This is a genomic window from Nocardioides sp. (assembly GCF_964228225.1).
GTDB lineage: Bacteria > Actinomycetota > Actinomycetes > Propionibacteriales > Nocardioidaceae > Nocardioides.
The window spans coordinates 1-19,813 of sequence record NZ_CAXQZB010000075.1; the positions used below are offsets into that span (position 1 = coordinate 1).

At 73.8% G+C, this 19,813-nt stretch carries 22 protein-coding genes; 9 read left to right on the forward strand and 13 right to left on the reverse strand.

What is annotated here, in order from left to right; all coding sequences use genetic code 11:
* Positions 1 to 51 precede the first annotated feature (51 nt).
* The 6 genes from ACERUJ_RS17220 to ACERUJ_RS17245 all read right to left on the reverse strand — a co-directional run bounded on the left by ACERUJ_RS17220 (position 52) and on the right by ACERUJ_RS17245 (position 5,192).
* Positions 52 to 921 (reverse strand): hypothetical protein, encoded by an 870-nt coding sequence (locus tag ACERUJ_RS17220; RefSeq protein WP_370250099.1) that lies wholly within the window; start codon positions 919 to 921, stop codon positions 52 to 54.
* On the reverse strand, positions 918 to 1,868 hold the full coding sequence (locus ACERUJ_RS17225) for an ABC transporter ATP-binding protein (protein ID WP_370250100.1): 951 nt from the start codon (positions 1,866 to 1,868) through the stop codon (positions 918 to 920). Before ACERUJ_RS17225 ends, ACERUJ_RS17220 begins: the two co-directional genes overlap by 4 nt.
* Positions 1,869 to 2,030: 162 nt before the next feature.
* The gene (locus tag ACERUJ_RS17230) at positions 2,031 to 2,714 is read right to left on the reverse strand and encodes a response regulator (protein WP_370250101.1); all 684 of its coding nucleotides are present in this window, start codon (positions 2,712 to 2,714) and stop codon (positions 2,031 to 2,033) included.
* Entirely contained in the window at positions 2,711 to 3,913 is a 1,203-nt protein-coding gene (locus tag ACERUJ_RS17235) for a sensor histidine kinase (protein WP_370250102.1), read from the reverse strand. The genes ACERUJ_RS17230 and ACERUJ_RS17235 overlap by 4 nt, the downstream gene beginning before the upstream one ends.
* Positions 3,914 to 3,963: 50 nt before the next feature.
* A complete protein-coding gene (locus tag ACERUJ_RS17240; protein ID WP_370250104.1) occupies positions 3,964 to 4,530 on the reverse strand; it encodes a GNAT family N-acetyltransferase in 567 nt (188 codons plus the stop codon).
* Complete coding sequence (locus ACERUJ_RS17245; protein WP_370250105.1) at positions 4,527 to 5,192, reverse strand: TetR/AcrR family transcriptional regulator; 666 nt, start codon at positions 5,190 to 5,192, stop codon at positions 4,527 to 4,529. The genes ACERUJ_RS17240 and ACERUJ_RS17245 overlap by 4 nt, the downstream gene beginning before the upstream one ends.
* 60 nt (positions 5,193 to 5,252) lie before the next feature.
* Between ACERUJ_RS17245 and ACERUJ_RS17250 the strand changes: the two genes are divergently transcribed.
* Positions 5,253 to 6,146 carry an esterase/lipase family protein gene (locus ACERUJ_RS17250; RefSeq protein ID WP_370250106.1) on the forward strand — a complete coding sequence of 298 codons (894 nt, stop codon included), beginning with the start codon at positions 5,253 to 5,255 and terminating at the stop codon, positions 6,144 to 6,146.
* A gap of 129 nt (positions 6,147 to 6,275) precedes the next feature.
* Here ACERUJ_RS17250 and ACERUJ_RS17255 read toward each other — a convergent pair whose 3' ends face one another.
* The 3 genes from ACERUJ_RS17255 to dnaB form a co-directional block, all read right to left on the reverse strand.
* Positions 6,276 to 7,247, reverse strand: coding sequence for an aldo/keto reductase (locus ACERUJ_RS17255; RefSeq protein WP_370250107.1), 972 nt, complete (start codon positions 7,245 to 7,247; stop codon positions 6,276 to 6,278).
* A gap of 270 nt (positions 7,248 to 7,517) precedes the next feature.
* On the reverse strand, positions 7,518 to 8,021 hold the full coding sequence (locus ACERUJ_RS17260) for a hypothetical protein (protein WP_370250108.1): 504 nt from the start codon (positions 8,019 to 8,021) through the stop codon (positions 7,518 to 7,520).
* An 8-nt stretch (positions 8,022 to 8,029) separates the two neighbouring features.
* Positions 8,030 to 9,361: a replicative DNA helicase gene (dnaB, locus tag ACERUJ_RS17265; RefSeq protein ID WP_370250140.1), complete on the reverse strand. Its 1,332-nt coding sequence runs from the start codon at positions 9,359 to 9,361 to the stop codon at positions 8,030 to 8,032.
* A gap of 618 nt (positions 9,362 to 9,979) precedes the next feature.
* Between dnaB and ACERUJ_RS17270 the strand changes: the two genes are divergently transcribed.
* Genes ACERUJ_RS17270 through ACERUJ_RS17290 form a run of 5 tightly spaced genes read left to right on the forward strand, consistent with a single transcriptional unit; the run spans position 9,980 to position 14,606 of the window.
* Entirely contained in the window at positions 9,980 to 11,329 is a 1,350-nt protein-coding gene (locus tag ACERUJ_RS17270) for an MATE family efflux transporter (protein ID WP_370250109.1), read from the forward strand.
* Positions 11,330 to 11,338: 9 nt separating this feature from the next.
* Entirely contained in the window at positions 11,339 to 11,959 is a 621-nt protein-coding gene (locus ACERUJ_RS17275) for a hypothetical protein (protein WP_370250110.1), read from the forward strand.
* A 33-nt stretch (positions 11,960 to 11,992) separates the two neighbouring features.
* Positions 11,993 to 12,727, forward strand: coding sequence for a hypothetical protein (locus tag ACERUJ_RS17280; RefSeq protein WP_370250111.1), 735 nt, complete (start codon positions 11,993 to 11,995; stop codon positions 12,725 to 12,727).
* A gap of 55 nt (positions 12,728 to 12,782) precedes the next feature.
* Positions 12,783 to 13,352: a hypothetical protein gene (locus ACERUJ_RS17285; protein ID WP_370250112.1), complete on the forward strand. Its 570-nt coding sequence runs from the start codon at positions 12,783 to 12,785 to the stop codon at positions 13,350 to 13,352.
* A gap of 42 nt (positions 13,353 to 13,394) precedes the next feature.
* The gene (locus ACERUJ_RS17290; protein ID WP_370250114.1) at positions 13,395 to 14,606 is read left to right on the forward strand and encodes a hypothetical protein; all 1,212 of its coding nucleotides are present in this window, start codon (positions 13,395 to 13,397) and stop codon (positions 14,604 to 14,606) included.
* Between the two features lie 86 nt (positions 14,607 to 14,692).
* Here ACERUJ_RS17290 and rplI read toward each other — a convergent pair whose 3' ends face one another.
* The 4 genes from rplI to rpsF form a co-directional block, all read right to left on the reverse strand.
* On the reverse strand, positions 14,693 to 15,139 hold the full coding sequence (gene rplI / locus ACERUJ_RS17295; protein ID WP_370250115.1) for a 50S ribosomal protein L9: 447 nt from the start codon (positions 15,137 to 15,139) through the stop codon (positions 14,693 to 14,695).
* Positions 15,140 to 15,156: 17 nt separating this feature from the next.
* Complete coding sequence (gene rpsR / locus ACERUJ_RS17300; RefSeq protein ID WP_370250116.1) at positions 15,157 to 15,393, reverse strand: 30S ribosomal protein S18; 237 nt, start codon at positions 15,391 to 15,393, stop codon at positions 15,157 to 15,159.
* Positions 15,394 to 15,506: 113 nt separating this feature from the next.
* On the reverse strand, positions 15,507 to 16,043 hold the full coding sequence (locus tag ACERUJ_RS17305) for a single-stranded DNA-binding protein (RefSeq protein WP_370250117.1): 537 nt from the start codon (positions 16,041 to 16,043) through the stop codon (positions 15,507 to 15,509).
* Positions 16,044 to 16,216: 173 nt separating this feature from the next.
* Entirely contained in the window at positions 16,217 to 16,507 is a 291-nt protein-coding gene (gene rpsF / locus ACERUJ_RS17310; protein ID WP_370250118.1) for a 30S ribosomal protein S6, read from the reverse strand.
* Between the two features lie 235 nt (positions 16,508 to 16,742).
* Here rpsF and ACERUJ_RS17315 point away from each other — a divergent pair, with 235 nt between their 5' ends.
* From ACERUJ_RS17315 to ACERUJ_RS17325, 3 genes are read left to right on the forward strand one after another with little or no spacing between them, the layout of a single operon-like run.
* Positions 16,743 to 17,561 (forward strand): deoxyribonuclease IV, encoded by an 819-nt coding sequence (locus ACERUJ_RS17315; RefSeq protein ID WP_370250119.1) that lies wholly within the window; start codon positions 16,743 to 16,745, stop codon positions 17,559 to 17,561.
* 30 nt (positions 17,562 to 17,591) lie between these two features.
* Positions 17,592 to 18,764 (forward strand): lipid II:glycine glycyltransferase FemX, encoded by a 1,173-nt coding sequence (locus tag ACERUJ_RS17320; protein WP_370250120.1) that lies wholly within the window; start codon positions 17,592 to 17,594, stop codon positions 18,762 to 18,764.
* Positions 18,761 to 19,813, forward strand: a complete 1,053-nt coding sequence (locus ACERUJ_RS17325; RefSeq protein WP_370250121.1) for an alanine racemase — start codon at positions 18,761 to 18,763, stop codon at positions 19,811 to 19,813. Before ACERUJ_RS17320 ends, ACERUJ_RS17325 begins: the two co-directional genes overlap by 4 nt.

Genomic DNA, 19,813 nt, shown 5'->3' on the forward strand with positions numbered 1-19,813 from the left:
CCCCCCCCCCCCCCCCCCCCCCCCCGGGCGCGGGGTCACCCCGGGTGGGGCTCACACGTCGCGAACCAGGACCGCCCGGGCCGCCGTGCCGAGGACCAGCGCGACCCAACCCACGAGGATCGCGGCCCCCGTCGCGGCGCCGATCGTCACATCGCCAGTCGCCTGTACGACGGTGAGGGCGGCCGCGGCGTTGCTGGGCAGCACCTGAAGCGCCCGGTCGGCGCCGTCGGGCAGCAACGCCCCGACGATCGGCGGGGCGATCAGGACGCCGCCGATCAAGGTGCCGACGCTTGCGGCGACGCTGCGCAGCAGCAGTCCCAGACCCAGGCCGATCAGGGTGACGGCGGTGAACCAGCCGGCCATGCCCACCAGATCGCCGACCACGCCGGCGTCGCCGAGGCCCAGGGACGGTTCGCCCGCGGCGTCGAGCACGGCGTTGCCGGCCAGGAACGCCCCGACGCTGCCGACCAGCCCGGCAGGCACGACGACGGCGACGAGAACCAGGGCCTTGGCCACGATCACCCGACCGCGGCGCGGGGTGGCGATGAAGCTGGTGGCGATCATCCGGGAGCCGTACTCCCGGGATCCCGAGAGTGCACCGAGGACCCCGAGGATCAGCACGGCGAAGTTGGCGCCGGTCAACACGGTGCCCATCGGGTCGGAGGCGTCGAAGGTGGGCCCGCCCGGAGCCTGGGTGTCGCCGCCCACGGCGGCAGCCGCGATGACCCCGATGAGCACCATCACCGCGGTCGCGGACCCCAAGGTGATCCAGGAGGAGCGCAGGGTGGCGAACTTCAGCCACTCCGAGACCAGGACGGCACGGAAGCCGGGGGCGCGCTCGCCGTCGGTCGCCGGGTGGGGACGGGCGGCACCGGGGACGGTGCCCGTGGTGGCGGTGCTGGATGCGGTGCTGGTGCTCATGCGGCGCTCCCGGAGGTCTGGCTGGGGGTCGGGCTGGAGGTCAGGCCGCCGCCGGCGTAGCGGACGGCGTCGTGGGTGAGGGCGAGGTAGGCCTCCTCCAGGGAGGCGTCGCGCGGGGTCAGCTGGTGCAGCTCGATGCCGTGGGCGGCGGCCGTGCGTCCGATCGTCGGGGCGTCGAGTCCGACGACGTCGAGCTGCCCGGCGGCCGCGGACTCCACGACGACGTCGTCGCGGGCCAGCAGCGCGGCAAGCCGGCCGGCGTCGGGGCTGTGCACGAGCACCCGCCGGCGGGAGGCGCCGGCGAGGAAGTCGGCCATGGGGGTGTCGGCGAGGATCCGACCGCCGCCGATCACCACGAGGTGGTCGGCCACCATCTCGAGCTCGCTCATGAGGTGGCTGGACAGCAGCACCGTGCGCCCCTCGGCGGCCAGGTCGGTGAGGAGCCGGCGGATCCACTGGATGCCGTCGACGTCGAGGCCGTTGACCGGCTCGTCGAGCATGACGGTGGCGGGGTCGCCGAGCAGCGCGACGGCGATGCCGAGCCGCTGACCCATGCCGAGGGAGAAGGAGCCCAGCCGCTGGCCGGCGACGTCGGCGAGCCCGACGAGCTCGAGGGTCTCCTCGACTCGACGTCGGGGCAGGCCGCCGGCGGCGGCGAGCACCCGGAGGTGGTCGCGGGCGCTGCGGCCGGGGTCGGCGGCCTTGGCGTCGAGCAGCACCCCGAGGGTGCGCATCGGCCGCAGGTGCGCGCGGTAGGGCACCCCGCCGACGGCCGCGGTGCCGGCCGTGGGGCGGTCGAGACCGACGATGAGACGCATGGTGGTGGACTTGCCGGCGCCGTTGGGGCCGAGGAAGCCGGTGACCCGGCCGGGCTGGACGGTGAAGCTCACGTCGTCGAGGGCGAGGTGGTCGCCGTAGCGCTTCGTGAGTCCCTGGACCTCGATCATGGGATCTCCTGCGGAGGTGGTGGATGGATGCCTCCAGCGTGCTGCGCGCCGCGCCCGCGCACGTCGTCCGCCGGGTGACACCCGGCGTACTCCCCCCGCAGTACGCGGGCCCGCGCACCGCCTGCTCCCGGAGTGGTGCGCGGGGGCGGGGTCGGTGGGAGGTCAGTCGGGGACGACGAGGCCGGAGCGGTAGGCCCACACCACCAGCTGGGCCCGGTCGCGGGCGCCGAGCTTGCCCATCGCCCGGGTCACGTGGGTCTTGGCGGTGAGCGGGGAGACCACGAGCCGCTCGGCGATGGCGGCGTTGTCCAGCCCCAGGGCCACCAGGCCGACGACCTCGAGCTCGCGCGGGGTGAGCTCGGACTCGGCCACGTCGCGCGGGGTGAACGCGCCCTCCAGACGCGCGTCGGGCGAGGCGAGGTAGCGCTGGATGAGCGCCCGGGTGGCCGTGGGCGAGAGCAGGGAGTCGCCGGCCGCGACCGTGCGGATGGCGTCGAGGAACCGCGCCGGCTCGATGTCCTTGCCGAGGAACCCGCTGGCGCCCGCGCGGATCGCCTCGGCGACGTACTCGTCGGTCTCGAAGGTGGTGAGCACCAGCACCCGGACCCCGCCCAGCGCGGGGTCGGCGGTGATCTCGCGGGTGGCGGCGAGGCCGTCCAGCCCCGGCATGCGGATGTCCATCACGACCACCTCGGGCCGGTGGGCGCGGGCCAGCGCCAGCGCCGCCCGCCCGTCGGCCGCCTCGCCCACCACGGTGAGGTCCGACGTCGTCGCGATGAGGGCGGTGAAGCCGGTGCGGATCAGCGCCTGGTCGTCGGCGACGACGACGCGCACGGGGCTGGTCATGGGCGCACCGGGATCTCGACGTGCACCCGCCAGCGCCGGTCGGGCCCGGCCCCGGCGCGCATCGTGCCGCCGTGGGCCGCGACCCGCTCACGCATGCCGGTGAGGCCGTGGCCCCCGCCGGTCCCCGGGGCGACCGCGGCGGCGGGTCCCAGGCTGTTGACGACCTCGATCACCGTCGCCTCGGGGCCGTGGTCGACGCTCACCTCGGCCGCACCGGCACCGTGCTTGGCGACGTTGGTGAGCGCCTCCTGGAGCACCCGGTAGGCCGCGACGCCGGCGCCCTGGTCGAGCCGGTCGGGCGTGCCCCCGACCCGCAGCCGCACCTCCACGCCGCCGCGGCGCACCGACTCCACCAGCTCCTCCAGCCGTGCGGCGGTGGGGGTGGGATCCACCGCGTCGGACTCGGCGCGCAGCACGCCGAGGAAGGCCGGGAGCTCGCGCATGACCTGACCGGTGGCGTCCCGCACGTGCGCCAGCGCCTCGCGGGCGGCCGCCACGGTGTCCTCGTCGCTACCCCCGTCGAGCAGGTGGCGGGCCAGCCCCGCCTGCACGTTGACCACCGCGATCTGGTGGGCCACCACGTCATGGAGGTCACGGGCGATGCGCAGCCGCTCCTCCGCCACCCGCCGCTGTGCCTCCTCCTCGCGGGTCAGCTCGGCCTGACGGGCACGCTCCCCCGCCACCTCGACGGCGCGGCGGTGGGCCTGCAGGGTCAGCCCGAGGACGGCGGCGAGCACCGTCCAGGGCACGACGCTGCGCTGCAGCGCCTGTGCGATCGGCAGGCCCGCCGCGAGCAGGGCGAGCACGATCGCGACCGAGAGGCCCAGCGCGGCGCCGACCACGACGCGCGTGCGGGCCGTGGTGGCCACGGTGTAGAGCGCGACCAGCGAGGGCAGCGTCGCCTGGGCGCCGTCCGGCACCCGCAGCAGGCTGCCGACGGCGAGCAGCGCGGTGCCGGCGAGCACCAGCCACGGCACGTCGCGCCGCAGCACGAGCAGCGCCCCGGCCGCGAGCGCCATCGCCAGGGCGGGCCCGTCGAGGGCGGCCACCAGCCCCGGCCCGCCGACGTCGCCGTCCCGCGCGCCGGGTGCCAGCACCGCCGGCACGCTGAGCAGCGCCACCGCGACGTCGACCAGCCGCGGATGCCGGCGCACCAGCGCCCCCAGCGACACCCCGCCTCCGGCCCGGTCCTGCACCACGGGCCCGACGATAGTCGCCGCCGCCCTCGGTCGGGCCGGGTGACAATTCGTCAGGTACCTGACGAATGGTCGGCGGGGCCCGCGAACTCCGGGCGCAGCAGACCGAAGACCCAGGAGTCGGACACGACGCCGTCGACCACGCAGTCCTCGCGCAGCGTGCCCTCGAGCCGGAACCCCAGCTTCTCCAGCACCCGGGCGGAGGCGGGGTGGCGGGTGTCGACCTCGGCCTGGACCCGGTGGAGGTCGAGGGTGGCGAAGCCCCACGCCAGCAGTGCACGGGCGGCCTCCGTGGCGTAGCCCCGCCCCCAGGAGCGCGGGGCCAGGCAGTAGCCCAACCGGGCCGAGCGGTGGGGCGGACTCCAGTCGCAGACGGTCACCCAGCCCACGAACCCGGCGTCGTCGACGATCACGGTGCGCACCCCGCCGTCCTCGGCGGCCAGCGCGGCATTGCGGGCGAGGAAGGCGTCGGCCCGCGACGGGTCCTCCCAGGCCGGGGAGTCCCAGTACCGCACGACCTCGGGGTCGGAGTGCAGCCGCCACAGGGCGTCGGCGTCGTGCGCGGCCACCGGGCGCAGCCGCAGTCGCGGGGTGCGCAGGGTCGGCGTCGTCAGGCTCACGGGCCCAGCGTGCCTCGCCCGTCGGCGTCCCGACCACCGGATTCGACCGGGACGGCCGCGCGGACGTGGGGCGCGAGTCCGGACCACAGCAGGTCCAGGGCGTGCTCGACGAGCACCGCCCGCGGCACCTCGGGATGACGACGCCACCAGCGGCCGAGCTGCTCCACCGCCCCCGACACCAGGTGCGCGAACGCCTCGATCGCCGGGCCGTCCTCGGCGTGGGCGGCCAGCAGGGAGCGGATCATCGCGACGGTGGCGAAACGGGCGTCGGTGAGGCGCTCGCCGAGCTCGCCCACGGTGATCGTGGAGGAGCCGTAGAGCAGGGTCCAGCGCTGCGGCTGGTCCTCGAGGTAGGCCAGGAAGGCGTCGACGCCGGCCGCCAGCTGCGCGCGCGGGTCGGTGCGGGCCGCGGCGGCCACGACGACCCGGTCCTCGAGGTCGCGGCGCACCCGCTCGACGACGGCGAGGTAGGCGGCCTCCTTGTTGCCCAGGCGCTGGTAGACGATCGGGCGCGTGATGCCGGCGGCGCGGGCGATGTCCTCGATCGAGGTCTCGGCGTAGCCCCGCACGGCGAACAGCGCCTCGGCGGTGTCCAGCAGCTGCTCGGCGCGTGCCGCCCCGGAGAGTCGACGACGCGTGGTCGCCGGGAGCGGCTCGGACACGTTGACAGGCTAACAGCCCGTAACTTACGGTCCGTAACATCCGCTCGACGAGGAGGACCGATGATCCGCAGCACCCCCCGGCCGGCCCGGCTCCGCACCCGCGCGGCCCTGCTCCTCGCGGTCGCCGTCGCCCCGCTCGTGACGCTGCTCGGGGCCGCCCCCGCGCCGGCCGCGCCGGCCGCGCCGTCGTCGGGCTACAACGACTGGTCCTGCCGCCCCAGCGCCGAGCACCCGCGTCCGGTGGTGCTGCTGCACGGGCTCAGCTCCAACGACCAGAACTGGACCCTGCACGGGCCGGCGCTGGCCCGGGCCGGCTACTGCGCGTTCTCGCTGACCTACGGCCAGACCCCCACCACGCGCTGGTGGGGCGGCGGCGGGTTCGCGCCCGTCGCCGACTCCGGCCGCGAGATCGGCGCGTTCATCGATCGGGTGCTCACGCAGACCGGTGCCGCGAAGGTGGACCTCGTCGGGCACTCCGAGGGCGCGTTCCTCTCCCTCTACGTCCCGAAGGTCACCGGCTACGCCGGCAAGGTCGGCCGCGTCGTGGCGCTGGCCCCGCCCACCCACGGCACCACGTTCGCCGGCCTGGTGACCCTCGGCCAGCTCGTCGGCGGTCAGCCGCTCGTGGCCGCCTTCACCGACGGCGCCACCTGCTACGCCTGCACCGACCTCGTGCGGGGCGGTCCGGCGGTGGCCGCGCTCACCGACGGACCGATCGCCCAGCCGGGCGTGACCTACACGATCATCGGCACCCGCTACGACGCCGTCGTGACGCCCACGTCCACGTCCTTCGTGCGCGAGCCCGGGGTTACGAACTACTACATCCAGGACCGCTGCGCCTTCGACCCGGTGGGCCACATCGGCATCGCCGTCGACTCCGGCGTGACGAGCATGATCCTGAACGGCCTGGACCCCCGCACCCCGATCAGCTGCGGCTTCGGCCCGCCCTTCTGAGGCTCACCCCGCTCGCGGACCGCCGGTGGATCCGGGGGGACCGCCGGCCGTCCGCGGGGGACGTCATGACCGGTCCTGGCCCGGCCACGCCGCCGGCCCGGTCGGGCAGCGGGACGCGGCGTGCTCGGCTCAGAACAGGGCGACCCGCTCGGCGGTCGGGAAGATCTCATCCAGTTCGGCGAGGTCCTCAGGACCGGGCTGCCACGACGCCGCGGCGGCGTTGGCGCGGACCTGCTCGGGGGTGGTGGCACCGGCGATGACACTGCCCACGCTGGGACGGGTGGCCAGCCACGAGATCGCGACCTCGAGCTCGGTGAGCCCGCGCGCCCGGGCGAAGTCGTGGAAGCGGGTGAGCTGCTCGCCCTGCGCGGTCTCGACCAGGTGCTGGCGCACCTGGGTGAGCCGGCTGCCCGCGGGCGCACCGCCGCGGTACTTGCCGGTGAGCAGGCCGTTGGCCAGCGGGAAGTAGGGCAGCAGGCCCAGCCCGTAGGCCTCGCACGCGGGGGCGACCTCCAGCTCGGCGCGACGGTCGATCAGGTTGTAGTGGTTCTGCGCCGAGATGAACCGGGTGCCGAGCTCGCGGCCCACGAACTCGGCGTGGGCGATCTGCCACCCGGCGAGGTTGGAGTGCCCGACGTAGCGCACCTTGCCCGCCCGCACGACGTCGTCGAGCGCGGCGAGGGTCTCCTCGATCGGGGTCGTGGGGTCGGGGGTGTGGAACTGGTAGAGGTCGAGGTAGTCGGTGCCGAGCCGCCGCAGCGACGCCTCCACCGCCTGCACGAGGTAGCGCCGCGAGCCACGGGCCCCGAAGTCGGGACCGTTCGCCCCGCGCACGTCCATGCCGAACTTCGTGGCCACGACCACCTCGTCGCGCCGGCCCCGCAGCGCCACCCCCAGCCGCTCCTCCGAGAGCCCCGGGTGGCCGCCGTAGACGTCGGCGACGTCGAAGAGCGTGATGCCGGCCTCGATCGCCGCATCGACGACGGCGTCGGTGCCCTCCTGGCTCTCCGTGGCCGTGCCGGGACGGCCGAGGTTGTTGCACCCCAGCCCCACCACCGAGACGACCAGACCGGACCTTCCGAGATGACGCGTGGCGACCATGGACTCGACCCTAGCCCCGGCCGGTGACAGCCCGGCCCCACACCGAACAGACCACGGTCGCCGTCACCGCAGCCGGTGCCTGCACGAGCGCGAGCAACTTGATCCGGCCGTCTCCCCGGCAGATACTAAGAAGGTCCTGGCCGTTGAGGCCGGGGAAGTGAGCCCGAGACCCGGCCGGACGACCGCGGCGCTCGGGCTTCGCGATTTTTCCGCCGCTCACTTGATCCCCGGGCGGTGAAACGCGCGGAGCGACGGCTTGAACCGACGACGTCACTGGTCGTTGCGAGCCCATGCCCACGCGATCGCGTCTGGAACGGCCAGACCCGGATCCTCGTGACGGGAACGATGCTCGTAAGTCACCGTCCCGTCCGTCGCACGCCCGCGAACGGCCTCGATGAGCTGCTGTCGATCGAACTGCTGGAGGCCGAGGTCTCGATCGATGATCAGGTGAGCCCCACCTGATCTGAACGCAAGATCCACCACGGTTTCGAGGCAGCGTGCGCGCCGTGTCCGTTCAGTGCCGATCCTCCCCGCGTCGATGACATCCACGACGAGACTGTCCGCCACCGCGCTGAGGATCCGATCGGCGATCTGGATCCGGCGCCCCTCGCTCTCCGACTTCATGTGGAGGCTGCGCTGTCCAGGCATCACCATCGACGAGAGGTCGGCTCGGAGACCGGCCCACAGGGAGGGCGATGCTGCTGCGGTCACCATCAGGTAGCTCTTCGCCTTCGACTCATCGATCAGCACCTGAGTCGTGCGCGCGAGCGCCATCGGACGACTCAGCCCTGGGCCATGTCCACGAACCGTGAGTAGTGGCCCTGGAAGGCCACGATGATGTCGCGGGTGGCGCCGTTGCGGTGCTTGGCCACGATGAGGTCGGCCTCGCCGGGGCGGGTCGACTCCTTCTCGTAGACGTCGTCGCGGTGGAGCAGGATCACCATGTCGGCGTCCTGCTCGATCGAGCCGGACTCACGCAGGTCGCTCATCATCGGGCGCTTGTCGCCGCGCTGCTCGGGGCCACGGTTGAGCTGGGAGAGGGCGATGATCGGGATCTCCAGCTCCTTGGCCAGCAGCTTGATCTGGCGGGAGAACTCCGAGACCTCCAGCTGGCGGGACTCGACCTTCTTGCCCGACGTCATCAGCTGGAGGTAGTCGATGACCATCAGCCGCAGGTCGTGGCGCTGCTTGAGGCGCCGGGCCTTCGCGCGGATCTCCATCATCGTCATGTTGGGGCTGTCGTCGATGAACATCGGCGCACCCGAGACCCGGCCCATGTGGCGGGCCAGCTTGTCCCAGTCGTCCTGGCTCATCTTGCCGTTGCGGATGTGGTTGAGCGGGACCTTCGCCTCGGCCGAGAGCAGACGCATGCTGATCTCCGAGCGCGTCATCTCCAGGCTGAAGAAGGCGCTGGTGAGGTTGTTGGCGATCGAGGCCGCGCGGCAGAAGTCCAGCGCGAGCGTGGACTTCCCCATCGCGGGACGGGCGGCGACGATGATCATCTGGCCCGAGTGCAGGCCGTTGGTGAGGTCGTCGAGATCGGCGAAGCCCGTCGGGACGCCGTACAGACCGGCCTCGCGGTTGCCGATCGCCTCGATCTCATCCAGGACGCCGTCCATGATGTCGATCAGGGGGACGTAGTCCTCGGTGGCCCGCTTGTCGGTGATCTGGTAGATCTCGGCCTGGGCGCGGTCGACGATGTCGTCGATCTCGCCCTCGCCGGCGTAGCCGAACTGGGCGATGCGCGTGCCGGCGTCGACCAGGCGGCGCAGGATCGCCTTCTCGTGCACGATCCGGGCGTAGAACTCGGCGTTCGCCGCGATCGGGACGCTCGAGGCGAGGGTGTGGAGGTAGGGCGCCCCGCCGATCTTCTGCAGCTCGCCGCGACGCTGAAGCTCGGCGGCCACGGTGATCATGTCCACCGGCTCGCCGCGACCGAACAGGTCGATGCAGACGTCGAAGATGACCTCGTGGCTGGGCCGGTAGAAGTCGACGCCGCGCACGACCTCGGCCGACTCGGCGATGGCGTCCTTGGAGATCAGCATCGCGCCGAGCACCGACTGCTCCGCCGCCATGTCCTGCGGCGGGGTGCGCCCGCCGCCGCTGCGCGCCATCTCGTCGGCGAACGCCGGGGACGGTCCGGCGCCGCCGTCGTCCCAGGAGTCGAACGGCGGCTCGAAGGGCGGCTCGGGCGGGGTGAGGTCGGACTCGGCGAGGCTCACGGGGGCGACTCCAGGCGCGATGGGGGGTGGGTGCTGCGGGGCTGCTGGTGGGGTGGTGCCGAGGCTAGGTGGAGGCGCCGACAGTCCGGCCGGATCGGGGCCGGATCGGGGCCGCCCGGGACCGGCGAGGACCGCCCGGGACCTCGGCGTCCGCGCGACGCTACGGGTCGGCGCGACGGGAGGAAAGCACCTTGTCCCCAGGCCCCTGTGGACAACCTGGGAGTACCCGTGGATGAACGGCGTGGCGATGTGCACACCCTGGGGACACGGCTGTGGACAACCTTCGGCCAACCTCGGCGCTCACCGCGCTGACCTGCACGAACAGTCGATCCGCCGTGTGGAGGACGAACTCCTGCCAGAACTTTTGCTTTCCCCGTTGTTCACCGTCCATCCGCCGGTCGGTTTGTCGACAATGGGGACCCCCCGTCCTGTATCCACAGGTTTGTCAAGGTTTTCCACCGCCCGGATCACGATCCGGTCCAGGCGCGCTCCTGCCCTAGGTTGGGGCCGGTGCACATCCGGGACGCCGCCATCGTGCGACTGGCCGCGCCCGCCCTGGTCACCCTGCTCACCGAGCCGCTGCTGCTGCTCGTGGACGCCGGGGTGGTCGCCCGGCTCGGCACCCCCGAGCTGGCCGGCCTCGGCGTCGCGGGCCTGGTCCTGCAGACCGCGGCAGGACTGTGCGTTTTCCTGGCCTACGACACCACCGCCGCCGTCGCGCGACAGGCCGGGGCCGGCGACACCCGCGTCGCCGTGCGCCTCGGCCTGGACGGGATCGGGCTCGCCGCGGTGGTCGGCGGCGTGCTCGGCGTCCTGGGACTGCTGCTCGCCGATCCACTGGTCGCCCTCCTCACCGACGACGTCGTCGTGGCCGACCACGCCGCCGGCTACCTCCGGGTCTCCGCGCTCGGCGTGCCCGCCCTGCTCGTGCTCCTGGCCGCCACCGGCGTGCTGCGCGGCCTGCAGGACACCCGCACCCCGCTGCGGGTCGCGCTGGCGGCCGTGGCCGTCAACGCGGCCCTGAACATCGGCCTCGTGCACGGCCCACCCGGCCCCCGCGACGGCCTCGGCCTGGTGGGATCGGCGCTCGGCACGGTGCTCACCCAGTACCTCGCGGCCGCCGCCCTGATCCTCGCGATCACCCGGCGGGGCACGGTGTCGGGCTGGCGACCCCGCCGGCGCGCGCTCGCAGCCCGCGGACGCGCCGGGGCGGCGCTGCTGGTGCGCACCGCCGCGCTGCGCGGGGTGCTGGTGGCCACCACCGTGGCGGTCGGCGCCGGATCCGGCGACGTCGACACCGACCTCGCCGCCCACCACCTCGCGATGACGCTGTGGGGCGTCACGGTCTACGCCCTCGACGCCGTCGCCATCGCGGCCCAGGCGCTGGTCGGGCAGGCCCTCGGGGCCGGCGACGCCGCCGAGGTCCGGGCCCTCACCCGTCGCCTGCGCACGTGGGGCTGGGCCAGTGGTGTCGTCACGGGTCTGCTGCTCCTCGCGCTCGGACCCCCGCTCATCGCACTGCTCACCCCCGACGATGCCGTCCGGGCCGCGCTGGTGCCGGTGCTCGCGGTCGCCGCGATCGCCCAACCCGCCGCCGGACTGGTCTTCGTCCTCGACGGGGTGCTGATCGGCGCCGGCGACGGCGCGTACCTGGCGTCGGCGGCGCTCGGCGTCGCCCTGCTCGGCGTGCCCACCGTGCTGCTCACGGCGGCGGCCGGGGGCGGTCTGGTCGCGGTCTGGGTGGCCCACAGCGTGACCTTCGTGGGCGGCCGGCTCGCCACCCTGCTGCCCCGGGCTCGCGCCGGGCGCTGGATGCGGCTGGGTCCCGAGACCGCCCGCGGAGCACCCGGCTCACCGTAGCCTCCGCCCATGTCCCCTCTCCCCGGGCCCCGCGCACGCGGTCACCGCCTGCCGATGGTGACGGCACTCCTGCTGGCCCTGGTCGGGACCCTCGGGCTCACCGGCTGCGCGAGCCTCGGCACCGCGGCCAAGTACGACGGCGGCCGGCTCAGGATCGACGGCACCGACCTGTCCTTCCGGCTGCCGGAGGGCTGGGAGCGCCGCGACAACGAGGAGCTGGCTGACGCGTTGGCCGGAAGCGAGATCGATGACGAACTCGCTGAGCGGGGCGGGATCTCCTCCTCCCAGCAAGACGCGATCCTGGACGAGGTCGTCCTCTTCGCCGTCGGGCCGGGGGGCTCCAGCCTGAACGTGCTCACCTCCTCCGAGGCCCTCCCACCCCGCGCCGTCCTGATCGACCAGGTGGAGTCGTTCGGCGGGACCGACGTTCGCGAGACCGACTTCCCCACCGACGTCGGCGACTCGTTCGCCGTCGCCTACCGGCTCGACGCCCAGGGGGTCCAGGCGGACCTGCTCGCGATGGTCATCGACACCGGGGACCGTCTCTCGGTCATCACCGTCACCACGGGCTCCCGCGCCGAGACCGACCGGGTCGCCGAGGTCATCCGCACCAGCCTCGCCCTGCGCTGACCACCGGCCGGCGTCCGCCGTAGGGTGGGGCGGGTGACCACGTTGTCTCGGGGCCTCGCAGCCGTCGCGTCCGTCCTCGCCCTCACCACGCTCGCCGCCTGCTCCGGCGCCTCGAGCGGGAAGGGCGACGTGACGACCACGATCACCGACACCTCGCCGAGCACCGCACCCAGCACCGGACCGACCGACGAGCCCACCCCGGCGTCACCGGACCCGACCGCCGACGACCAGACCGCCGCGCCCGCCCCGGCGGAGGGCGACGTCACCACCTACGAGGTGCCGCGCGCCGGGCTGTCCTTCGCGCTCCCGGCCGACTGGACCGGGCTGGACGCCGCGGCGCTGCAGGAGCAGCTGGACCAGGCGGGTGTGAGCGACGACGTCGCCGGTCGGCTGGGCGCCACCCCCGAGCAGCTGCAGCAGCTGGTGGCCAGCAACGTCGTCTTCTACGCGACCGCCCCGGCCGACGGCGGCTTCCGCGGGAACCTCAACGTCCTGCTCGTGGAGGACCAGCCGCTGGACCTGCGCGCGATCGAGGGCCAGTACGAGGCCATCGGTGCCACCGACATCGACAGCCGCGACGTCAGCACCGCGGCCGGCGACGGTTTCGCGACCACCTACACCCTCCAGGCCGGGTCGATCACCGTGCACGGCGAGGCCATCGTCATCGGCCTCGACGGTCAGGTCGCGGTGATCACGGTCTCGCTCGGCGACGCCGCCGCCACCTCGGCCCTGGCCCAGGACCTCCTCGACAGCCTCGCCCTGACCTGACCCGGGCCCGGCCGGGTCCCGCCGCCACCGGCGGACCACGCCGTAGGCTGCGGCCGTGACCCGTGCCCCCCTCCAGCCGCTGCACCTGGTGGCGATCGGGGTGCTCCTCCTGGCCCTCGAGGCCCCCACCGCCGGCGGCTGGGACCTGCTGCCCGACCCGCTGGGCTGGGTCGTGATCGGCGTCGGGGCCTCGCGGCTGGCACCGACGCCGCTGCTGCGCCCCCTGCTCGCGCTGATCGCCCTCGCCGGCGTGGTGGACGCCGCGCTGTGGGTGCCGGCGGTCCTCGAGGCCGTCGCCGCGGGCGAGGAGGCGCTGCGCTGGACCGCCAACCTGCCGCAGCTGGGGGCGATCCTGCTGCTGTGCCAGGACCTGGCCGGGCGCGCCCGCGTCGTCGGCGACCAGGCCGCCCTCACCTGGTGGCGCCTCGCGGCCGGGGCCTACGGCGTGCTGATCCTGCTCCCGGTCCTCGTCTTCGGCGGCGACGTCGAGGCCCTCGGGCCGGTCGCCGACACCCTGATCGCGCTGGTGCCGCTGGTGCTGGTGGCGCTGCTGCTGACCTTCGCGACACGCGGCTGGGCCGCCGGGTTCGACGAAGCGCGCCCATCAGGGCGCGCGGACTCGTAACCTAGGGCGTCCGGACCCCCTTCCCCGAACCGGAGTTCGCCCATGTCCCACGCCCCGACCCGTCGTCGTGTCGGCCGACCCGGCCCGCGCGCGAGCGCCGTCCTCAGCGGTCTGGCCCTGGTGGCAGCCGCGCTGGTGCCGCTCACGACACCCGCCCCGGCGCTCGCCTCCCCCGAGTGCCTCACCGAGGACCCCGTCAGCGCCGGCGGCATCCTCGGCGCCCAGACCCGCTGCGACGACGAGGTGGCGCCCACCACCACGCTGGGGGCGATGACGCCGGTGCCCAACGCCGCCGGGTTCATCCGCACCACCTCGATCTCGATCACCTTCTCCGGCGCCCACACCGACGCCGACACCGATGGGATCGGCTACGAGTGCCAGCTCTACCGCGGGACCGCGCCGGACACGTGGACCGGGTGCGTGAGCCCGTTCGAGGCCCGCGACCTGGAGCAGACCGCGGGCACGCCGTACACCTTCCGCGTGCGCGCCTTCGACCAGAACGACCGGCCCCAGGACGCCACCCAGGCGCCCAACGCCGGGCTCTTCGGCTCCACCGGTGCCAGCGCCGACCTGCCCGACGTCGACCAGACACCGGAGTCGCTGACCTTCGAGCTCGACAGCGTGCCGCCCGGCGTCGGGCTCGCCCTGCTCGGGGTGCCGTTGTTCGACCAGCAGAGCCCCGACTTCCCGATGGTCCTCACCAACACCCTCACCCCGACCGTCAACTCCCCCGACGCCGCGACCCTGACCTGCCGCCTCAACGGCGTGGCGTTCCCCTGCCAGGACGGGCAGAACCCGATCGGGCCGCTCCCGCCGGGCGACCTGACCCTCGACGCCCAGGCGGTCGACGCCGCCGGCAACGAGTCGAACCGTCCCCGGCTGCAGTTCTCGGTGCCGCGCAACCTGCGCAGCGGCTCGGGCAAGGGCGGCTGGTCGATGATCAGCAACCCCGCGTTCTTCGCCGGCGACCTCATGGTCAGCACCCGCAAGGGCGCGACCTTCAACGTCAAGGCCAGCAAGGTCAAGGAGATGCGCGTGATCGCGCCGTCGGGCAAGGGCTTCGGCGTGCTGGAGATGCGCACGGGACCCCGCCAGCCGTTCCTGGCCCTGGACCAGGTCAGCGACTCGACCTCGGTGATCGGCGTGGTCTACCAGCGCTACTTCAACCGCGAGTTCACCGGCGTCATCACCTTCCGGGTGCGCACGGCCTCCGCCAAGCGCCCCGCCCTGCTCGACGCCGTCCTCCTGCACTGACGGCGGCCCCGGGGGGCGCCCCCGGAACGCGACACGGCCCGCCGTCCTCGAGGAGGACGGCGGGCCGTGGTGCTACCCGGCCGGGGTCAGGCCGGGATCACGTTGAGGGCGACGGTGGCCGCGACCTCGTCGTGCAGCTTGACGCCGATGGTGTGGGCGCCGAGCGACTTGATGGGCTGGTTGACGACCAGCGTGCGCTTGTCGACCGACTCGCCCACGACGCCCTCGATGGCGGCGGCGAGGTCGGCGACGGTGACGGTGCCGAACAGACGGCCGTTGGCGCCGGCGCGGACCTTGACGTCCACGGCGGTGGCCTCGAGCTTGGTCTTGATCTCCTCGGCGTGGGACAGGTCGCGCACCGACTTCTTGGCGCGCGCCGCCTTGATGGACTCGACCTGCTTCTGGCCGCCGCGGGTCCAGCGGACCGCGACGCCACGGGGCACGAGGTAGTTGCGGCCGTAGCCGTCCTTGACCTCGACGACGTCGCCGGCGGAGCCGAGACCGTCGACCTCCTGGGTGAGGATGAGCTTCATATCGTCCGTCCCCTCTCTCAGCGACCGGTGGAGGTGTAGGGCAGCAGGGCGACCTCGCGCGCGGTCTTGATCGCCAGGGCGATCTTGCGCTGCTCCTGCACGGACACGCCGGTCACCCGACGCGCGCGGATCTTGCCGCGGTCGGAGATGAACTTGCGCAGCAGCGCGGTGTCCTTGTAGTCGATCTCGGTGACGCCCGCCGCCTTGAGGGGGTTCTGCTTCTTCTTCGGCTTGCGGATCGGTGCTTTCGCCATCGTGGTGCTCTTTCCTTAAGAGCCCGGCGTCTCGTGGCCGGGATGGTGGTGGTGGTCGGTGTGCGATGGCCGGTGGCCACCGCGCGGGACTCAGACCTGGGAGGAGTGGGGGATCAGAACGGGGGCTCGTCGGAGCCCGCCGGGGCCCCCCACGGGTCGCCCTGGGGCGAGGAGGCCGCCGGGGCCGGGCTGGCCCACGGGTCGTCGGCGGGCGCCGGGGCGCCGCCGCCGTAGCCGCCGCCGCTGGGCTGCCCGCCGCCGTAGCCGCCGCCCCCGCCGCCGGAGCGGTTGGCGCGCGCGACCTTGGCGGTGGCGTACTTCAGCGAGGGACCGACCTCTTCGACCTCGAGCTCGACGACCGTGCGCTTCTCACCCTCGCGCGTCTCGTACTGGCGCTGCTTCAAGCGCCCCTGCACGACCACGCGCATGCCCTTCTGCAAGGACTCGGCGACGTTCTCCGCGGCCTGCCGCCAGACCGAGCAGGACAGGTACAGCGCGTCGCCGTCCTTCCACTCGTTGGACTGACGGTCGAAGGTGCGCGGCGTCGACGCGATCCGGAAGTTGGCCACGGCCGCCCCCGAGGGGGTGAAGCGCAGCTCCGGGTCGTCGACGAGGTTGCCGACGACGGTGATGACGGTCTCGCCTGCCATGTCAGGTCTCCTACAGGTTCATGAATCGTGCCGGGAGTCGGGATGCTCGGTGCCCATGCTGGACCCGGGGACCGACAACTCCCAAGGGCTGGTCCACAGACTCGCCCCGATGATGCTCGCGCCGTGACCCGGCCGGAGGGTTCCAGCGGCTCCGGACACGAGCGATCCTCGGATCAGCGAGCGTCGGCGCGCAGCACCTTCGTGCGCAGGATCGACTCGTTCAGCGTGAGCTGGCGGTCGAACTCCTTGACGGTGGCCGGCTCGGCCTGCAGGTTGACGACGGCGTAGATGCCCTCGGCGTTCTTCTTGATCTCGTAGGCCAGGCGACGACGACCCCAGACATCGACCTTGTCGATGCTGCCGCCGTCCTTCTTGACGACGTCGAGGTACTTGCCCAGCTGCTGCTCGATCGAACGCTCCTCGAGGTTGGGGTCGAGGATGATCATGACTTCGTAAGCACGCACAGCGTGTTTCCACCTCCTGTGGACTCGGCGGCCACGGTCTCTCCGTGGCAGGAGGGCTGATGCTCGTCCCGGCACCGCGCCCGCGCGTGCGGGCCCCGTCGGTGGGTCGGTGCTGGGGGACAGGACAAGGTAGCAGCGGCCGGCGGTGCGCTCCCAATCGCGCGAGGCGCCCGCACCACCGTCTCCGAGAGGCCCCACCCGCGGGTGTCGGTGCCCCGCTCTAGGCTCGCTGACCATGGTGGAGACCCCCGGCACGAGCCCGCTGCGCCTCGGCGCCCACGTCGCCCAGGAGGACCCGGTCGCGGAGGCGATCGCCCGGCAGGCGCCGCTGGTGCAGTTCTTCCTCGGCGACCCGCAGTCCTACCAGGGCCCCGAGATCCGCTATCCCGGCGGCGCGGCGGCCCTGCGCGCCGCGGCCCAGGAGGCCGGGGTGGACCTCTACGTCCACGCGCCCTACATCGTCAACGTCGCCACCACGAACAACCGGATCCGGATCCCGAGCCGCAAGCTGCTGCAGCAGCACGTCACGGCCGCCACCGAGATCGGCGCGAAGGGCCTGATCGTGCACGGCGGCCACGTCAACAAGGCCGACGACCCCGAGAAGGGGTACGACAACTGGCGCAAGGCGATCGAGGCCACCGACCTCACCCTGCCGCTGCTCATCGAGAACACCGCCGGCGGCGACAACGCCATGACCCGTCACCTCGACCGCATCGCGCGGGTGTGGGACGCCGTGGCCGGGGCGGCGGGCGCCGACATGGTCGGCTTCTGCCTCGACACCTGCCACGCCCACGCCGGCGGCAACGCGCTGGAGACCGTCGTCGACGACGTGCGGGCGATCACCGGGCGCATCGACCTCGTGCACGCCAACGACTCGCGCGACGACTTCGACTCCGGCGCCGACCGCCACGCCAACTTCGGCGCCGGTCGGATCGACCCCGACCTGCTCGCCGCCGTCATCCGCGACGCCGCCGCTCCGGTGGTGTGCGAGACGCCGGGCGGTGCCGAGGAGCACACCGCCGACTTCGCCTGGCTGCGCGCCCGGCTGGGCTGAGCGCGGCGCGGGGTTCGGTAGCCTCGCGGGGTGCCCCGGCTGCTGAAGGTCCGACCCGTCACCGCCGCCGAGCACCTCGCGTACCTGCGCAGCCGCTCCTCCGCCTCCTTCCTGCAGACCCCCGCGTGGGCGCAGGTCAAGGCGGAGTGGCGGGCGGAGTCCCTGGGGTGGTTCGACGACGACGCACCCGATGCTCCCCCGGTGGGCGCGGCGCTGGTGCTGTACCGCCAGCTGCCCCGGGTCCGGCGCTACCTCGCCTACCTGCCCGAGGGTCCGGTCATCGACTGGGACGACGACCTCGCGGCCTGGCTGACCCCGATGGTGGCCCACCTGCGCTCCGCCGGCGCGTTCGGCGTGCGCATCGGGCCACCGGTCACGACCCGGCGCTGGGACGCCGCCGCCCTCAAGGCCGGCCTCGCCGATCCGCAGGTGCGTCGCCTCGACGACGTGCCGCCCACCCACCGCCACCCGGCGGGTGCGCGCGTCGTGAGCCAGCTGCGCGAGCTCGGCTGGCGGCCGCAGGGGGAGGACGGCGGGTTCGCCGCCGGCCAGCCGCGCCACGTGTTCCAGGTGCCGCTCACCACGACCGACCCGGACTCCGGGGCGACCCGGGCCCGCACCGAGGACGAGGTGCTGCGCGGCATGAACCAGCTGTGGCGGCGCAACATCAAGCGCGCCGAGAAGGAGGGCGTCGTCGTCACGGCCTCCACCGGCGTGCCCGACGACGACACCGTGGCGGCCTTCCACGCCCTCTACGTGCACACCGCCGAGCGCGATCGGTTCACCCCCCGCCCGCTGCCCTACTTCCGCACGATGGTGCGCGCGCTGTGCGGGGAGGACCCCGACCGGCTGCGGCTGTGGCAGGCCCACCACGAGGGCGACCTCGTGGCCGCCACGATCGCGGTGCGCGTGGGCACCCACGCCTGGTACTCCTACGGCGCCTCCTCCACCGCCAAGCGCGACGTGCGCGGCTCCAACGCGGTGCAGTGGGCGATGATGCGCGACGCGTTGGCCGCCGGGGCGGAGGTCTACGACCTGCGCGGCATCACCGACACCCTCGACGCCGCGGACCCCCACGCCGGCCTGATCCAGTTCAAGGTGGGCACCGGCGGGGAGGCCGTGGAGTACGCCGGGGAGTGGGACCTGCCGATCTCCTCGGTGCTCTACCGCGCCTTCGAGCTCTACCTGCGGCGGCGCCGATGAGCCTGGTCCTCACCGTCGACGGCGAGCGGTGGCGGGGCCACCTGCGCCGCGTCGCCGAGACCCACCCCGGCCTGGTGCCGGTCATCAAGGGCAACGGCTACGGGTTCGGCAACGCCCGCCTGGCCCGCCGCGCCGGCTGGCTGGGCGTCGACGCCGTCGCGGTCGGCACCTACCACGAGGTGCCCGAGGTCGCGCTGCGCTTCGACGGCGACCTGGTGGTGCTCTCGCCGTGGCGGCCCTTCGTGCCCGACCTCGATCCCGCGCTCACCCGCCGCGTGGTGCACACCCTGGGCCGGGTCGAGGACGTCGAGGCGCTGCTGGCCCGCGACCCGCGCGCCCGGTTCGTGCTCGAGCAGCGCACCAGCATGCAGCGCCACGGGTTCACCGCCCGCGAGCTGTGGGAGGCCGCCGACCGGCTGCGCCGCCACCCCGGGGCGCGGCTCGAGGGCGTCGCCCTGCACCTGCCGCTGGCCCAGGGCAACCACGTCGGCGAGGTGCGCCGGCTGCTCAACGACGCCGTCGCCGCGGACCTGCCCGACCTGCGCACGGTCTGGGTGAGCCACCTCAGCACCGCCGAGCTCGCGGAGCTGCGCCACGGGTTCGGCGACTTCGTGCTGCGCCCCCGCATCGGCACCGGGCTGTGGCTCGGCGACCGCGAGGCCCTCGACGTCGGCGCCACGGTGCTCGACGTGCACCCGGTCGAGCGCGGCGACGCCTTCGGCTACCGCGGCCGCACCGCCCCCAAGGCCGGGCACCTGCTCGTGGTCAGCGGCGGCACCGCCCACGGCATCGGCCTGGAGGCACCCACGGGCGACTCCACGCTCAAGGCCCGCGCGGCCACCCTGGCCCGCGGCGGCATGGACGCCGTGGGGTTCGTCCGCTCCCCGTTCACGATCGACGGCAAGCAGCGCCTGTTCGCCGAACCGCCCCACATGCAGGTCTCGATGCTGTTCGTGCCCGCGGGCGCGCGGGTGCCGGTCGTGGGCGAGCGGATCGGGGTGCGGGTGCGCTACACCGCCACCAGCTTCGACGACGTCGTCGTGTCCTAG

Excerpts from the sequence above, each read along its gene's own strand:
- ACERUJ_RS17220 (WP_370250099.1), bottom strand. The coding sequence starts at position 921 with ATGAGCACCAGCACCGCATCCAGCACCGCCACCACGGGCACCGTCCCC.
- ACERUJ_RS17225 (WP_370250100.1), bottom strand. The coding sequence starts at position 1,868 with ATGATCGAGGTCCAGGGACTCACGAAGCGCTACGGCGACCACCTCGCC.
- ACERUJ_RS17230 (WP_370250101.1), bottom strand. The coding sequence starts at position 2,714 with ATGACCAGCCCCGTGCGCGTCGTCGTCGCCGACGACCAGGCGCTGATC.
- ACERUJ_RS17250 (WP_370250106.1), top strand. The coding sequence starts at position 5,253 with ATGATCCGCAGCACCCCCCGGCCGGCCCGGCTCCGCACCCGCGCGGCC.
- ACERUJ_RS17255 (WP_370250107.1), bottom strand. The coding sequence starts at position 7,247 with ATGGTCGCCACGCGTCATCTCGGAAGGTCCGGTCTGGTCGTCTCGGTG.
- ACERUJ_RS17260 (WP_370250108.1), bottom strand. The coding sequence starts at position 8,021 with ATGGCGCTCGCGCGCACGACTCAGGTGCTGATCGATGAGTCGAAGGCG.
- dnaB (WP_370250140.1), bottom strand. The coding sequence starts at position 9,361 with ATGGCGCGCAGCGGCGGCGGGCGCACCCCGCCGCAGGACATGGCGGCG.
- ACERUJ_RS17275 (WP_370250110.1), top strand. The coding sequence starts at position 11,339 with ATGTCCCCTCTCCCCGGGCCCCGCGCACGCGGTCACCGCCTGCCGATG.
- ACERUJ_RS17290 (WP_370250114.1), top strand. The coding sequence starts at position 13,395 with ATGTCCCACGCCCCGACCCGTCGTCGTGTCGGCCGACCCGGCCCGCGC.
- rplI (WP_370250115.1), bottom strand. The coding sequence starts at position 15,139 with ATGAAGCTCATCCTCACCCAGGAGGTCGACGGTCTCGGCTCCGCCGGC.
- rpsR (WP_370250116.1), bottom strand. The coding sequence starts at position 15,393 with ATGGCGAAAGCACCGATCCGCAAGCCGAAGAAGAAGCAGAACCCCCTC.
- ACERUJ_RS17305 (WP_370250117.1), bottom strand. The coding sequence starts at position 16,043 with ATGGCAGGCGAGACCGTCATCACCGTCGTCGGCAACCTCGTCGACGAC.
- ACERUJ_RS17315 (WP_370250119.1), top strand. The coding sequence starts at position 16,743 with ATGGTGGAGACCCCCGGCACGAGCCCGCTGCGCCTCGGCGCCCACGTC.
- ACERUJ_RS17325 (WP_370250121.1), top strand. The coding sequence starts at position 18,761 with ATGAGCCTGGTCCTCACCGTCGACGGCGAGCGGTGGCGGGGCCACCTG.